This window comes from Pseudoalteromonas sp. MQS005 (assembly GCF_001661605.1).
Taxonomy (GTDB): Bacteria; Pseudomonadota; Gammaproteobacteria; order Enterobacterales; family Alteromonadaceae; genus Pseudoalteromonas; species Pseudoalteromonas tetraodonis.
Map to the genome: position 1 here is coordinate 1 of NZ_LYRQ01000012.1, position 14,621 is coordinate 14,621.

Annotated in this window: 11 protein-coding genes; 6 read left to right on the forward strand and 5 right to left on the reverse strand. The window is 40.4% G+C overall.

Annotation, left to right across the window (positions count from 1 at the left end; translation table 11 throughout):
* The first annotated feature begins 831 nt into the window (after positions 1-831).
* A complete protein-coding gene (gene glsB / locus A9479_RS06045; protein ID WP_028835530.1) occupies positions 832-1,755 on the forward strand; it encodes a glutaminase B in 924 nt (307 codons plus the stop codon).
* A 22-nt stretch (positions 1,756-1,777) separates the two neighbouring features.
* Here glsB and A9479_RS06050 read toward each other — a convergent pair whose 3' ends face one another.
* Positions 1,778-3,082, reverse strand: a complete 1,305-nt coding sequence (locus A9479_RS06050; RefSeq protein ID WP_013464270.1) for an inosine/guanosine kinase — start codon at positions 3,080-3,082, stop codon at positions 1,778-1,780.
* Between the two features lie 177 nt (positions 3,083-3,259).
* Here A9479_RS06050 and tadA point away from each other — a divergent pair, with 177 nt between their 5' ends.
* Positions 3,260-3,766, forward strand: a complete 507-nt coding sequence (gene tadA, locus A9479_RS06055; RefSeq protein ID WP_064662935.1) for a tRNA adenosine(34) deaminase TadA — start codon at positions 3,260-3,262, stop codon at positions 3,764-3,766.
* On the opposite strand, the gene A9479_RS19930 is transcribed toward tadA, so the two are convergent.
* Both A9479_RS19930 and mltF read right to left on the reverse strand, forming a co-directional pair.
* Positions 3,763-3,933 carry a hypothetical protein gene (locus tag A9479_RS19930; RefSeq protein ID WP_008468235.1) on the reverse strand — a complete coding sequence of 57 codons (171 nt, stop codon included), beginning with the start codon at positions 3,931-3,933 and terminating at the stop codon, positions 3,763-3,765. The two genes, tadA and A9479_RS19930, sit on opposite strands and share 4 nt — an antisense overlap.
* Positions 3,934-4,059: 126 nt before the next feature.
* On the reverse strand, positions 4,060-5,508 hold the full coding sequence (gene mltF, locus A9479_RS06060) for a membrane-bound lytic murein transglycosylase MltF (protein WP_064662936.1): 1,449 nt from the start codon (positions 5,506-5,508) through the stop codon (positions 4,060-4,062).
* Positions 5,509-5,719: 211 nt separating this feature from the next.
* Between mltF and purL the strand changes: the two genes are divergently transcribed.
* The 4 genes from purL (at position 5,720) to A9479_RS06080 (ending at position 12,698) form a co-directional block, all read left to right on the forward strand.
* Positions 5,720-9,610, forward strand: coding sequence for a phosphoribosylformylglycinamidine synthase (gene purL / locus A9479_RS06065; protein ID WP_064662937.1), 3,891 nt, complete (start codon positions 5,720-5,722; stop codon positions 9,608-9,610).
* Between the two features lie 96 nt (positions 9,611-9,706).
* Complete coding sequence (locus tag A9479_RS06070; RefSeq protein WP_064662938.1) at positions 9,707-12,163, forward strand: YdbH domain-containing protein; 2,457 nt, start codon at positions 9,707-9,709, stop codon at positions 12,161-12,163.
* Positions 12,160-12,357 carry a YnbE family lipoprotein gene (locus A9479_RS06075; RefSeq protein WP_028835526.1) on the forward strand — a complete coding sequence of 66 codons (198 nt, stop codon included), beginning with the start codon at positions 12,160-12,162 and terminating at the stop codon, positions 12,355-12,357. Before A9479_RS06070 ends, A9479_RS06075 begins: the two co-directional genes overlap by 4 nt.
* A gap of 11 nt (positions 12,358-12,368) precedes the next feature.
* A complete protein-coding gene (locus A9479_RS06080) occupies positions 12,369-12,698 on the forward strand; it encodes a YdbL family protein (RefSeq protein WP_008468219.1) in 330 nt (109 codons plus the stop codon).
* A gap of 36 nt (positions 12,699-12,734) precedes the next feature.
* Here the strand turns inward: A9479_RS06080 and A9479_RS06085 are convergent, their stop codons facing one another.
* Entirely contained in the window at positions 12,735-13,283 is a 549-nt protein-coding gene (locus A9479_RS06085) for a DUF1415 domain-containing protein (RefSeq protein ID WP_064662939.1), read from the reverse strand.
* Complete coding sequence (gene waaA, locus A9479_RS06090) at positions 13,280-14,563, reverse strand: lipid IV(A) 3-deoxy-D-manno-octulosonic acid transferase (RefSeq protein ID WP_064662940.1); 1,284 nt, start codon at positions 14,561-14,563, stop codon at positions 13,280-13,282. The genes A9479_RS06085 and waaA overlap by 4 nt, the downstream gene beginning before the upstream one ends.
* Positions 14,564-14,621: the final 58 nt, after the last annotated feature.

The following is a 14,621-nucleotide window of genomic DNA, read 5'->3' on the forward strand; positions in this document are numbered from 1 at the left end:
GCCGTTCTCGTACATCCTGTGCTCCACGGCATTCGTATTCCTAAACAGCTCGAAGGCGAGCCCCGCACAAGGCCGCCCCGACACAATGATAGTGTCGCATTAGCTATGTGACTTTCTACTGCTGTGGGCACCATGACATTACCAGGATCCAAATAAGAGAAACCCGTTACAGCGATGTGACGGGTTTTTTGCTGTCTGGGATTTAATAAATAGCCAAGAGCCCATGCCGAACTCAGTGGTGGCCTTTCTCGTACATCCTGTGCTCCACGGCATTCGTATTCCTAAACAGCTCGAAGGCGAGCCCCGCACAAGGCCGTCCCGACACAATGATAGTGTCGCATTTGCTATGTGACTTTCTACCGCTGTGGGCACCATGACATTACTAGGATCCAATTAAAGAAACCCGTTACAGCAATGTAACGGGTTTTTTGTTGTCTGAGATAAAGAAAAACATCAAGCCAAGACTGTATATGGAACTTAGTAGTGGCCGCTCTTGCATATCTTGTGCTCCATGGCATTCGTATTCCTATACATCAAACAAAACAGCTTGGATCTAAACAAAAAAGTGGGATGTTCTATTGTATTGTCGCTATAAATTAGCGCACTGGCTCCAAATAACAGAACCACGTTACAGCAAAATGCTGGTTTTTTATTGTTTTAAATTTGAAGATGAATTACGCAATATCTTAAAAAAAGAGACTGCCAGCCAATCTCATCATGTATATGCTTCCTATCAGATTACTAATAACTTATAGACTTAACATTCTCATGCAGTTATAGATCCTACGTGTTAAAATTTGATTTTAACTTTGCATATTATTGAGGTGTCTATTGCCAACCAGTGATTATCAACGAGTGTTAAATGAGATAACTCAAGAGGTTAAACCTTTATTGAGCCAAGGTAAGGTTGCTGATTATATCCCTGCTCTTGCTGAAGTTGATCTTGAGCAGTTTTCTATTGCTATTTACACCACTGAGGGTGAGATATTTTGCGCGGGTGATTGTGAACAGCGTTTTACTATTCAATCTGTTTCTAAAGTAATGACTCTGACATTAGCGCTGCAACGTTATGGCGATGAACTATGGAGTAGAGTGGGTAAAGAGCCCTCTGGAACAGCATTTAATTCACTGACACAGCTTGAGTTTGAAAAAGGCATACCCCGTAACCCATTTATTAATGCGGGTGCCATAGTTACCTGTGATGCTTTATATAGTCGTTTATCAGCACCCATGCACTCTATGCTGGAAACATTTCGCGATTTATCTGGTAATCGAAGTATCGTAATAGATAAACAAGTGGCTAATTCAGAGTATGAGTTTAGGCATCGAAATGCGGCAATGGCACACTTAATGAAATCATTCGGTAACTTTGAAAATGAAGTTGATGATGTGCTGTGGTCATACTTTAATTTTTGTGCCATAGAACTTAATTGTATCGAACTTGCTAAGGCGTACAATTTTTTAGCTAATAAAGGGATAGACTATAGTTCTTCTAAACGAGTGCTTTCTAGTCGTCAGAATAAGCAACTAAATTCGTTGTTATTTACCAGTGGTTTATATGATGCGGCGGGTGATTTTGGTTATCGAGTAGGAATGCCGGGCAAATCAGGTGTTTCTGGCACTATATTGGCGGTGTTACCGAATAGATTTACTGTGGCAGTGTATTCCCCAGGATTAAACTCTTTTGGTAATTCAGTCGCAGGAATAGCAGCATTAGAGCTGCTATCTAAAAAGCTTGATATATCGATATTTTAAATACGCTTAGTGTATTGGGATTTTATTGATCCCAATACACTTGCTCTAAGCAATCTTCGCGCTCTGGTAAGCCACGTGATAAGCGTGGAGAATGCTGAACCAGTACTTCGTAACTTGCACGGTTGGCGTATTTACTAATTTGAGCGAGCGAAGAGTAGGTAATCGCTTGTTGCTGATGTTTTGCTGAATTAGCAACGTTCAACTTATGATAAACATTCGCTGATAAGTCATGCAATACAGCGGCTAAAGCACAATCACCAGCGCCGTTGGTATTTTTAATCGAGTCAGGCCCGCCCATAAACGGAGCAGTATGACTATATGCCTTTATTGGGTTTTCACAGTCAACTTTACGCATTGCACGTGAAAACTCATAACGATTAAAGTCAGGGATAGCACCAGGCAAAAGTGGATACTCTGTTTCGCGTTTGAAACTGTCATCAACAAAACCGGCCATAAATAAGCCTTTTTCACCGGCAGTACAAATTACTAAATCAACCCAGTCTAATGCTTTGTCGGCAGCTAGTAATGGATCTTCAAATCCAGTAATTGCTTGGCCTTCTTCTTCGTTCATAGCAAGGATATCAACATGCTTTTCTACAAAGTTAGCCCACCATGTCGGATCCTGCTCGATAAGAAACTTAGTACCGAGTGTTAATACAACCGGTACATCTGCATCGTTAGCATACTTGATTGCTTGCATGGTCGCTTCGGTCATGGTTTCATCGCCTTGAGTACGCATTAAATAAGCGCTAATCACTAATGCCGATGAGCCTTCGATTAGCTCTTTATCAATTGACTCAGGCTTTAGATAATTCATTAGGCCAGCACTAATGGCAAAGGTGCGTTCACCCGTTTCATCAATCAATGTGAAACAGCGGCCTATAGGACCATCTACAGGCTGTAAGTAGTCTAAGTCTACGCGACTTGAGTTATTACATAAAAAGCGATAAGCATAACTGCCTATTTTTATGTTTTCACTCATTACACCTAATAGCACCGAACGGTCATCAGCAAGTACGGAATAGTTGTGCATCGTGTTGCCAACGGTTCCGCCTGCGAATTCGTAATCGACCATGTCGTTTAGTTTTAAGCGATCGTATAAAGCATTGGTGATGTCATTATCTATAACTTGCGACATCCCTCGGCGCAATTGAAATTCATCGAGAAAAGCTTGGTCAACCTTAGCTTCTATATCAACAACGATTTGATCGATCCCCGTAATATAGCTGCGGTGTAATCGCTCAGTGGCGTTAAGTTGATTGGTCAGTGGATCTTTGGCTTCCACTGGAAAATAATGTTTATGCCTGCGGCGTCCAGGAAATTTCATTTGCTACCCGTGTTGTGAGCTAAATAAAAAAAGCGTGAGATTATAGCGTAAATCCTGCCTTATGAGCCATGACAAACCACTTAAATTTGTTTTATTTTTGCAATAAAGTGATCAATGACGCATTTTATTGCGCTAAGTTGGTATAATTACGGCATAAAAAATAGTTAAGTAATAATAATGACAGAGCCATTTGACGACCAATATTGGATGGAACAAGCGCTTGTGTATGCAAAACAAGCGGAGCAGCTAGATGAGATCCCGGTAGGGGCTATAATTGTTAAAGATAATCAGTTTATTAGCGCAGGCTATAATCGTTCAATTACTGATAACGACCCGTCGGCTCATGCTGAGATGATAGCGGTACGTGAAGCAGGAAAAGTGCTTAACAATTATCGCTTAATTGACTGTACTCTTTACGTCACGCTAGAGCCATGCTCAATGTGCGCAGGTTTATTAGTACATAGCCGAATTAAACGCTTAGTATTTGGTGCAGCCGATGCTAAAACGGGTTCTGCCGGTTCAATTATGAACCTTTTACAAGAACCTCGTTTAAACCATCAGGTAGAAATAACGGGTGGGGTATTAGAAACACAATGTGCAGAGACTATTTCTAGTTTTTTTAAGCGTCGCCGAGCACAAATAAAGGCGGCAAAGCAAGCCGCTCGTAATAGTAACAGCGATTAGTCAGCTGCTGCTATTAAGGCGTCTAATTCAGCCATTTGCTGCATAGCAAACATGCGGCGGCGCCAAATTATTTTTTTATGTAAATTTCTTAACATCACTCGACGACGAGTGGCGGTTGAGTGCTTTATACAACGTTTAAGTTGATGTGTACGTCTACGTTTAAGCATGACTTATCCTTATGTGCTTGGTTATGACACAAAATTTTATACAATTAAGCCAGATTATTGAATAATTGATTACAAGTAAACAACTATTTGATTTTCTGATGTTCAGTTAATTACTAAGCTGCGTATTTATTTTTTTTCTTCTTCAGCGGCATTACTTGTACGTTGCTCTGAATCATCTGGTTTAACGATTTTCTCTTCTGTTTCATTTGTTGAGGTAATCGGCGCCATTGCATTATTTTCATCAAGCCAAACAAGCGCATCGTAATAGCGGCGTATATTATCAACATAGGTCACAGCTACATCACCGCGAGCATAGCCATAACGGGTATTACGATAGTGACGTTTTTTTACTAACAATGGTAAGCGCTTTTTAACGTCGGCCCATTTATCAGGGCTAGCTCCCTGTTGCTCGGTAATAATACGGGCATCGTTAACGTGTCCCCAACCTACATTATAGGCGGCAAGTGCAAGCCAAGTACGATCCGGTTGAGGGATTCGATCCGGGACGCGTTTAATTAATTTTGCTAGGTATTGTGCACCACCGCGTATATTTTGCTCTGGTTCTAAGCGGTTTGTTACACCGACTTGTTTTGCTGTGCGTCTTGTTAGCATCATAATACCACGCACACCGGTTGGTGACTTAGCACGCGGGTTCCACATCGACTCTTGATAACTTAATGCTGCCAGTAAGCGCCAATCTAGGCTACCTGCATATTGCATAAACCAAGGTTGATATTTAGGCAGTGTTTCTTTAATTGCGTCTATATAGGCCAAGGTATTAACGTAATTAAATTGGCGGACATGACCGAAGTATTTTTCTTCGAGCACATAAAGTTGATTATTTTGTTTTGCTTCACCAAAAAAGGGGACTAATAATGCGTATAGGGAATCATCATTCGACTTTCTTAGTATCCATGCAATTGAATCATTTCGGGTAACTGAAAAGCCAATACTTAAATTAGGGTGATAGCGACGAAATAGCGCTAAAGTATGTGAATCCGCTAAGGTGTAATCTATTTCGCCGTCAATAACTGCTTGCAGTAATTCTTCTTCATCAAACTCTTCGGTTTCATTCCAGCTTAAGTTTGGGTTGGTTTGTTGAATTTCTTCTAATGTTAATGAATGGCTACTTTTAGCGATAACGGTGAAGTTTCCGGTTAAATCATCAAAATCACGAGGGCGTTCACGGCCTTGTTTAAAGACTAATTTTTGGCTAATTGTTCTGTATGTAGGGCCATAGCGATAGCGCTCAGCACGTACTTTATTGTAGGTAAGACCTGAGGCAATTAAATCGAGGTCACCACTGTCCAAACGCGCAAACATTTCGGATAAATTAAAAAAGGGTACAATTTCAAGCTCTACCCCTAAGTAGTCTGCAAACGCTTGAGAGAGCTCAAATTCAAATCCTTGCTCCCCTTGAACGGCTTGATAGTAATTACTTGCACTGGCAAGTGTACCAATACGAATTTTGTTTTCAGATTTGATTTGGGCAAGCTGTGTTGATTGCTCTTGTGTATTACATGCACACAAAAGTATGACTAACGTAATGATTGTTATTAGCTTTATCTTCAACATATTCGCCTCTTTAGCATCGTATCTCCTGTTATAACAAAACTTACTGATTACGTCACTTATCGTTTAATCGCAGTGAGTAAAAAATAGGTGTAAACAAAAAGAAAAAGTTAATTTAATGAAAAGCGCATTTTTGAGTTAAATCTGAGAGTAATTTGGACTATAATACGCGCCTAAAATATCGTTCAATCCCTAACCCCGGGTGAAATTACTTATGTTGATCCTTCGTGGTGCACCAGCACTTTCAGAGTTCAGAGTTAATAAAATTTTAGCGCGTTGCCAACAATCGCAACTTCCTGTCACCAATGTATATGCCGAATACGCTCACTTTGCCGATTTAACATCGCCATTAAACACTGATGAGCACACCAAACTTGAAAAGTTATTAACCTACGGCCCAACAATTGCTGAGCATGCGCCAGCAGGTCAGTTGGTATTAGTGACGCCTCGTCCTGGTACAATCTCGCCATGGGCTTCAAAAGCGACAGATATCGCTCATAACTGTGGGCTTAAACAAGTTCATCGCGTAGAGCGAGGTATTGCTTACTATGTTGAAGGTGATTTAAGTGCAGAACAGTTAGCACAAGTTGCAGCACTTCTTCATGACCGCATGACTGAAGCTACTCACAGTAAATTAGAAGATGCCGCGCAGTTATTTCGCAGTGATGCACCTCGTCCAATGTCATCAGTTGATATTTTAGGTGGCGGCCGTGAAGCATTAGCCACAGCAAATATAGAGCAAGGGTTTGCGCTTGCTGATGATGAAATTGATTATTTAGTTGAAAACTTTATTAAGTTAGGGCGTAACCCTAACGATATTGAACTGTTTATGTTTGCTCAAGCGAACTCAGAGCATTGTCGTCATAAAATATTTAATGCTGATTGGACTATTGATGGCATTGAACAACCAAAGTCGTTGTTCAAAATGATTAAAAACACCTTTGAGCATAATCCTGAAAATGTATTATCTGCTTATAAAGATAATGCAGCCGTAATGAAAGGCTCAAAGGCGGGTCGCTTCTTCCCGAATGCACAAGGTGAATATGCGTATCACCAAGAAGACATTGAAATATTAATGAAGGTTGAAACCCATAACCACCCAACGGCTATTGCTCCTTTCTCTGGTGCGGCAACAGGGTCGGGCGGTGAGATTCGCGATGAGGGCGCAACTGGTCGTGGTTCAAAACCAAAAGCGGGTTTAGTGGGCTTTACTGTATCTAATTTACGTATTCCTGGTTTTGAACAGCCTTGGGAAAGTGATTTTGGTAAGCCTGGCCGTATTGTTAATGCTCTAGATATTATGACTGAAGGCCCATTAGGTGGTGCTGCGTTTAATAACGAGTTTGGCCGTCCTAATTTATTAGGTTATTTCCGTACTTACGAAGAAAAAGTGACCAGTCACAATGGTGAAGAGGTGCGTGGTTACCACAAGCCAATTATGCTTGCCGGTGGTTTAGGTAATATCCGTGCTGATCATGTTCAAAAAGGCGATATTCCAGTTGGTGCAAAACTCATTGCACTAGGCGGCCCTGCAATGAACATTGGCTTAGGCGGTGGCGCTGCATCAAGTATGGCATCGGGTCAATCAAATGAAGATTTAGATTTTGCCTCTGTACAGCGTGAAAACCCAGAAATGGAACGTCGTTGCCAAGAAGTCATCGACAAATGTTGGCAGCTAGGTGATGCAAATCCAATTGCGTTTATTCATGATGTGGGTGCAGGTGGTTTATCTAACGCATTCCCTGAACTTGTTAGTGACGGTGGACGTGGCGGTAAATTTCAGCTTCGCAATATCCCAAATGATGAACCGGGCATGGCACCACACGAAATTTGGTGTAATGAATCGCAAGAGCGCTATGTACTCGCTGTCGCTGTTGAAGATTTTGATCGTTTTGAAGCTATTTGTAAGCGTGAAAGAGCGCAATATGCGGTTATTGGTGAAGCAACTGCAGAGCCTCATTTAACGGTTGCTGATAGTCACTTTGAAAATAATCCTGTTGATTTACCGCTCGATGTTTTATTAGGGAAAGCACCTAAAATGCATCGTGATGTAACATCACAACAAGTGTTAGGTAAAGCACTCGACGTTGAAAATATCAGTGCTGCTGATGCTGCAGAACGGTTATTACGTTTACCAACCATTGCTGAAAAAACCTTCCTCATTACTATTGGCGATCGCTCGGTAACAGGTTTAGTAGCACGCGATCAAATGGTAGGCCCATGGCAAGTACCAGTAGCTAACTGTGCAGTAACCGCAGCAACGTATGACACTTACCATGGTGAAGCAATGTCACTGGGTGAACGTACGCCTGCAGCACTACTTAACTATGGCGCTTCAGCGCGTTTAGCAGTGGCAGAATCGTTAACGAATATTGCCTGTGCAAACATTGGCTCTCTTGAAAATATTAAGTTATCTGCAAACTGGATGGCCGCAGCGGGACACCCAGGAGAAGATGCCGGTTTATACGAAGCGGTAAAAGCGGTGGGTGAAGAGTTATGTCCGGCACTTGGGTTAACAATTCCTGTAGGTAAAGATTCTATGTCGATGAAAACGACATGGAAGAACGAAGATGATGCTACAGAGCAATCTGTAACATCCCCGTTATCGCTTATTATCACTGCTTTTGGTCGTGTTGAAGACGTACGTAAAACAGTGACCCCACAGTTACGAACAGATAAAGGCGATACATCGCTTATTTTAGTTGACTTAGGCGCGGGCAAAAACCGACTGGGCGCATCAAGCCTTGCTCAGGTTTATAAGCAATTAGGTGATACAACACCTGATGTAGATAGCCCAGAGCTACTAAAAGGTTTTTACAACGCAATGCAAGCGCTAGTCGCTGATAGCAAGTTGCTTGCGTACCATGACCGTTCAGACGGTGGTTTATTTACCACTATCGCTGAAATGGCATTTACCGGTCATACCGGTGTTACTGTTGATTTAGCAGGTTTAACCGGCTCTGATATTGAAGCGCTTTATAATGAAGAGCTAGGTGCGGTCATTCAAGTTGCAAACAGTGATTTAGATGCAGTAAATGCGGTATTTGAACAACACGGAATTGCATCTATTTGTCATAACATTGGCTCGCTAAATAACGACGATAACATCGTGTTTAATCGTAGTGAGCAAACGGTACTCACTCATACTCGTACTGAACTTCGTACTATTTGGGCCGAAACTACGTATCAAATGCAAGCGCGTCGTGATAACCCAGATTGCGCTAAGCAAGAGTTTGACGCTAAGTTTGACGCAAAAGATCCTGGCTTAAATGTAAAACTTAACTTTGATTTAAATGAAGATGTTGCAGCTCCATATATTGCAACTGGTGCTAAACCGCAAATGGCTATTTTACGTGAGCAAGGTGTAAACTCTCATTTAGAAATGGCAGCTGCATTTAACCGTGCGGGCTTTGCAGCGGTTGATGTGCACATGAGCGACATTTTAGAAGGGCGCTTAACACTTGAGCAATTTAAAGGCTTAGTGGCGTGTGGCGGTTTCTCTTACGGTGATGTGCTTGGTGCGGGTGAAGGTTGGGCTAAGTCAATACTGTTTAATGACATGGCACGCGATCAATTCCAAAGCTTTTTCCATCGTGAAGATACCTTTAGCTTAGGGGTATGTAACGGTTGTCAAATGCTATCAACATTAAAAGAGTTGATTCCAGGTACTGAGCATTGGCCACGCTTTGTAACGAACAAGTCAGAGCGTTTTGAAGCACGCTTTAGCTTAGTTGAAATACAAGAGAATCCATCGGTATTCTTTAATGGTATGGCGGGCTCGCGGATGCCAATTGCGGTATCTCATGGTGAAGGCCATGCAGAGTTTGCAAACGACGCAGCAACAAAAGCAGCGCTTGCAAGTGGTACTGTAGCGGTTAAATTTGTTGATAACTACGGCAACCCTACAACGCAATACCCAGCGAACCCGAACGGCTCGCCAGAAGGTATCACAGGTATTACATCAACAGATGGCCGTGCAACTGTAATGATGCCACATCCAGAGCGTGTATTTCGTACTGTTGCTAACTCTTGGCACCCAGATGAGTGGAAAGAGGATAGCCCATGGATGCGTATGTTCCGTAATGCGCGTAAAAATGTAGGTTAATATACACACTAGATTCATGATCAGGATGTAAAATAAAAAAGGCTGCCTTGTGCAGCCTTCTTTGATTATAGTGATTAAAAAACATGTAAGGATAATATGTTTAAGCGCATTGGTTTAATTGTTGGCACTCTTTTACTGAGTCTATTATTACTCGGGTATGTATTTCGCTTGCCTTTACTACAATGGGCCATTGCCCCTGAACTTAAAAAAGCAGGTGTCACATTAAGCTGCCTCGATTTATCAATTACCTCAAAGTTAAATATACATGCCGACACAGTGTGTTTAAATTACCAAAACCAACAATTACAACTTTCTGATATTACAGCAAATACAAAGCATGTCAGTGTTCAAAGTGCAATATTAACGCTCAATCCATTACCTAAAAGTGATAACGCTAATCAACCGGCTAAACAGCTTAAGATAACGCTACCTTCAAATCGCCCTCTTATTAATATTAAACAGCTTGTAGTAAACAGTAATCAGCTCAATAAACCATTAAAATTTAGTGTATTAGAACCTGCGCTAAATCAATTTAATGTAACTGGCGATATAAATGCGAGTGCGATTTTAACCACCAATAAAATAAGTGGTCAGCTAGCAGTTGATGACATTTTGTTAAAACAGGTAATAAACACTAAAAACACCTTACTCGATGCTGTTAACTTTAATACTCAACAAGCGTTTAGTTTTGACGGGATTGAGCTTAAGTTGAACGGGGGGATTAGCGCTCAATTTACTCATACGTTTGAGCAATGCCAATTTAATTTATTAACCACTGGCCAGATGGCTACTCGCTTTAATTTAAATAACCAAGCGTTAATCCTAGATACCGATTCACTTAATAACAAAATTAATTTAAGCCCTCGCTGCACTGAGTTAATTCCACCAAGTGAGTACGCAGATTTTGTAAGCAAACAAGTTGCTTTAAATTGGCAGGTTAAGCTTTCTCAAGCTCTTCGTTTAGAACAGGGGGAGCTTAGTATTCCAGTAATTAATGTGATGAGTGAAGGTAATAAACACTTTGATATTTTAATAACAGACACCGCACTCTCTATTAACGCTTTGCTTGATAATATGCAGGCAAAGGTGTCTGCTCAAATAAGCACGCCAGATATAAACAGCATTAATATAAGCGCTCAGCTAAATGGTACTAAAGTTAAAGGTGATTACAACGTTGAGCTTGAAAGGCTACCCGCATTTATCCCTGTTACTGCTAATATGCTTAATTTCAGTGGTTACTTTGAATTAAGTGAATTTATTGACTCAAAACCCGTCGGGTACACACAGAGTAAATTTTCCGTTGCTAGCTTTGAAGCTTTTGATGTAAAAGCAGTGCATTATCAAGGTGGTTTAACCGCGAAAATGGATAAACAACTAAATGCAGAAATTACATTAACTAATCAGTTAAAAAATGCGGCATATAAAGAATTTAAACTTACCAATATAAATAATAGTCTCACGGCAAAAGCAAACCTAGGTGTAGGTGAGTTATTTGCTCATTTAACTGCGAAAACGCAAATTAAGACTCTTAATAGCGCTGATATAAGACTGAATAATATAAAAATAGACTCGAGTGGATTACAAAGCCGTGCACTTAAAGCGTCGCACCATGCGTTTATAGATGATATTGAGTTGGTGGTAAATCATCATATATCGTCACAGGCGCATCCGTTTGAGGTGATTGTGCCAGCGCAAAGTGTGTTGCCATTAAACACCTTTATTAATCAGTTTTATCCACTTGCTAAGCTGACAAAAGGTACTTTTAACGGCAATATTAGTGGCGATGTCAATTTACAAAGGGCATCCTTTGATATAGATATTCGCCAATTAAGTGGACTTTATAATGACTACCTTGCAAGTGATTTTAGTAGTGTATTTAGCGGGGAATTTAATTCAGGTAGGCTTAATGTAAAACCGACTACCTTTCATTTAAATGAGTTTAGAGCGGGTGCAGTTATCAAAGGCCTTAAAGGGCAATGGCTCGTTAATAACAATAATGTGCTTGTTAGTAATGTTGAAGGTAATGTGCTTGGCGGTACATTTTTATTAGATAACTATACGCTTGGACAAGAAACCCAAGTTAGCACTGTAACATTTAATAATATTGATGCAAGTAGGCTGATCACCCTTGATGATAAGTCGGGTATTACTTTAACAGGGCGTTTGGCTGGTACACTGCCGGTGAGCGTTAATAAAAATGGTGTGCACATTAGCCAAGGGAGTCTGTTTAGCCAAGGTGAGGGCAATTTAAAAATTAGCAATAATGCTGCATTTGATTCTGTGATGCAGCAACAGCAAGAGTTGCAACCTGTACTGGGGTTATTGACTGATTTAGATATTCAAAAACTCAATAGCAGCGTTGTACTTAAAAATGATGGTTGGTTAAAGCTTGGAGTTAATTTACAAGGTTATAATCAGCAAGCGCAGCAGCAAGTTAACTTTAATTACAACCATGAAGAAAACATATTTACGCTTTTACGGGCACTGCGTTTAAGTGATGAAATTACACAAAAAGTTGAGCAACAATTTTCACAAAAAGGAAATGGGCAATGAGACAGTCGTTATCGATAAAAGTGCTGCTCGCGTTAGCAGCAATATCAGCGCTAAGTGCGTGTACGCATCGTGTTGAGGTGTCGGCTAAAGAGCCAATCACTATTAATTTAAATGTTAAGGTTGATCATGAAATTCGTGTCAAAGTAGATAAAGAGCTCGATAATTTATTTAGCGATGACAGTGAGTTATTTTAAGGAGCTAGAATATGAATATTAAAAATAAATTAAATATAGTAACCCTAATTAGTGCCGTTTGTATGTCATTTTCAGTTTGGGCTATGAGTTTAGATGAAGCTAAAAGCCAAGGCTTAGTTGGTGAAAACAGCTCAGGCTACCTTGGATTAGTTGTACAAAATACAGAAGCAAAAGCGGTTGTTGATGACGTTAACGAAAAACGTAAGGCACAGTACTTAAAATTAGCTAAAAAGAATAACTTGTCACTTGCACAAGTTGAGGCATTGGCAGCAGCAAAAACAATCGAAAAAACGCAAAGCGGCCATTATATTGAAGTAAATGGTAGCTGGGTCAAAAAATAAAGTTAATGGGTTAACTAAAGGTATTAAAAGCCGAGTTTATACGCTCGGTTTTTTACAGTTCTCTAATAATTGTTGCCAAAAATCAATGCCTTTTCGGCGTGCTAAGTTTATATTATGCTCAGGAATAGATTCTGGTTCGTCATAGTTTTCAAGTGCTTCACTCATACTTGCTTCACGAATTAGGTGCAAGGTAGGAAACGGTGCTCTATTTGTGTAGTTGGCCGCATCGGTTTCATCGCTATCGGCAAATACATAATCAGGATGAAAGTTAGCAATTTGATATTTACCTTCAAAGCCTTGTGCAACCAATAGCGCATTTGCTAAATCGACTAAATCTAAAAAGTCTTCAAAGTCACTAAAACCGTTATCGAACATGATTAGCGTGGTTTCTCGTTCGCTCTCGCGGTCAAGCTCGATACATTGCTCAAGCATATCCATTACAGCATCATCGATAGTCTTAGCGTTACTTACAATGTAATGAATACAGTTGTTTTCGACTTCTTTACGGGCAAACGGGCAAAAGTTATATTTTACAATAACGGATGAAACCCATTCTCGGGTTTGGCTAATAGCTATGTTAGTCACTGTTTTGGCTCTAAGTATTGATTAATAATAGTGAGTGTTTTTTTTATGGCGCCTTGGTTTTTAGCAACACATTGCGCAGCTTTTGTGCCGAGCGTTTGGCATGCCTTTTTATTTTGGCTAAAGGTAATGAGTTGTTGTGCCAGTTCATCTGCATTTTCTACCACGCATGCCCCTTTAAGCTTTGTTAACTCAGGATAGACATGATCAAAGTTATAGGTATGAGGGCCTGTTATTACACCGACCGAAAATGCGGCTGACTCAAGCGGGTTATGACCACCACGACGAATCAAACTACCGCCAATATAACTAACACTAGCCGCGCCGTATAAACACTGTAATTCACCTAGCGTATCGGCAAGTAAAACGTGTTCGTTTTGGTAATTATTTTGGCTACGACGACTAAAGCTTAAAGTACTTTGTGTGAGTAGTTCAGCCACTTTATCAAATTGCTCGGGGTGTCGCGGGGCAATAATCAATAAAGCATCAGGCTGCTTTTTTAACAACTGCTGGTGGGCATCGAGTATTAATTCATGCTCTATAGGGTGAGTAGAGCCTGCCACCCATATAAAACGTTCTTGGCTATTATAGTGCTGTTTGAGTGCGCTCACCTTTGTAAGTTGCTCTTGATTGGGGCTTATATCAAACTTGATAGAACCTGTAACATGGCTTTTTGAAGGCTCAAGCCCAAGTGTAATAAAACGCTCTGCATCTGTTTTATTATGACTGGCTAACGCAGTAATAGAGTGCATAATACGGTGAGTTAACTGCGCAACCTTTTGATAACCCTGCTGCGACTTTTCAGAAAGTCTCGCATTAACAACCAATACCGGGATTTTTTTGTTATGCGCATTAGCCATAATATTTGGCCACAATTCAGTTTCTAAAATACATAGTAACTGCGGTTTTACGCGTTTTAAAAATCGAGCAGTGGCAAAAGGAAAATCGATAGGTAAATAACTAATAGCGACGGTATCTTTAAATTGTGCTGTTATTTGTGCGCGTCCAGTTGGGGTATTACAAGTGATCAAAATACTGAGCTGCGGGTGCTCATTTTGCAACGCTTTAATTAATGGCGTAGCTGCTAATACCTCACCTACAGAAGCACAATGAATAACAACAGGTTTAGTTTTATTAGAAAATAAACAGCGACGTACAAACCCAAAACGTTCTTTAAAATGCGCGCGATAACCCGAATTTTTTTTACCACGTAATACATATAAATAAAATATGATCAAAGGGCTAATAATGATTAGTGCAAGTGAATAAAAAGTGCGTGCCATACTGAGCTTTGTTTAAGGTAATTGTAGCTAGTTTATCGTGAAACGGCTTATTTCTAAA

Coding starts and splice junctions, on each gene's coding strand:
- tadA (WP_064662935.1), top strand. CDS start 3,260: ATGACAGAGCCATTTGACGACCAATATTGGATGGAACAAGCGCTTGTG.
- waaA (WP_064662940.1), bottom strand. CDS start 14,563: ATGGCACGCACTTTTTATTCACTTGCACTAATCATTATTAGCCCTTTG.
- A9479_RS06070 (WP_064662938.1), top strand. CDS start 9,707: ATGTTTAAGCGCATTGGTTTAATTGTTGGCACTCTTTTACTGAGTCTA.
- mltF (WP_064662936.1), bottom strand. CDS start 5,508: ATGTTGAAGATAAAGCTAATAACAATCATTACGTTAGTCATACTTTTG.
- A9479_RS06050 (WP_013464270.1), bottom strand. CDS start 3,082: ATGAAATTTCCTGGACGCCGCAGGCATAAACATTATTTTCCAGTGGAA.
- A9479_RS06075 (WP_028835526.1), top strand. CDS start 12,160: ATGAGACAGTCGTTATCGATAAAAGTGCTGCTCGCGTTAGCAGCAATA.
- A9479_RS19930 (WP_008468235.1), bottom strand. CDS start 3,933: ATGCTTAAACGTAGACGTACACATCAACTTAAACGTTGTATAAAGCAC.
- A9479_RS06080 (WP_008468219.1), top strand. CDS start 12,369: ATGAATATTAAAAATAAATTAAATATAGTAACCCTAATTAGTGCCGTT.
- purL (WP_064662937.1), top strand. CDS start 5,720: ATGTTGATCCTTCGTGGTGCACCAGCACTTTCAGAGTTCAGAGTTAAT.